Source organism: Desulfogranum marinum, from assembly GCF_016918565.1.
In the GTDB taxonomy this organism is placed as follows: Bacteria; Desulfobacterota; Desulfobulbia; order Desulfobulbales; family Desulfobulbaceae; genus Desulfogranum; species Desulfogranum marinum.
Genome location: NZ_JAFFQD010000148.1, coordinates 1 through 693 on the forward strand (window position 1 = coordinate 1; position 693 = coordinate 693).

The following is a 693-nucleotide window of genomic DNA, read 5'->3' on the forward strand; positions in this document are numbered from 1 at the left end:
GCGCCAAGTATAACTCAAAATTTGATTCGTTCTTTGATCAGTATGAGAAAAGTGCGCAGGAAAAAAGGGTCTCACGAGAGAAGAGGATTCGGCGTGTTAAATGATTCCATAAACGTCGGATGCACCCCCTGCAAAGGATAGCGTCCGTAAATATCATTTTGCCTGTCAAGCATTGACCCGGTCAACGTAGTGTCCGCAGGATTGCCGTCAAGTACTACGCAGTCAAGAATGAGATTAGAAGCGCCGCCGGTAAGACAAATTTTGTGACCGTAATAGGTTTCTCGGCGATCCTTGCGGATAATATCCGTATGCGGCTCAAAGATTGAAACAATCTTTTCCAGGGCCGGAACAGATTCACCAGCAAAAATTCTGCGTTTGGTTTGGCACGCTACCTGACGAACAATAGGCAAATATTCTTGCAACTGTTTGCAAATACCGCTTGCCAAAGCTTGTTCAATCATGGAACTTCCCACATAATTCTGTAAACTGTGCACCCCCTTTTCGGCGTAGCCTATTGTCTTCTCTGTGAGTTCTATAAGTTTTCTATATGGCTTCTGCCTTGCTGCATTATTCTTGGCATTTGTAATTTCCAGATTCCGTCGTTTTGCCGCCCGTCGATGGTTATGGAAGGATAACATGATCCCTGGCAGCCTTGTTTTCGCTTCATCAAGAAGTCTGGCCAGAACACGAACA

Annotated in this window: 1 pseudogene; it reads right to left on the reverse strand. The window is 45.2% G+C overall.

Annotated elements, in window-relative coordinates:
• Positions 1-71: 71 nt before the first annotated feature.
• A pseudogene (locus JWH17_RS23255) lies at positions 72-693 on the reverse strand (ISNCY family transposase); the annotation flags it as partial.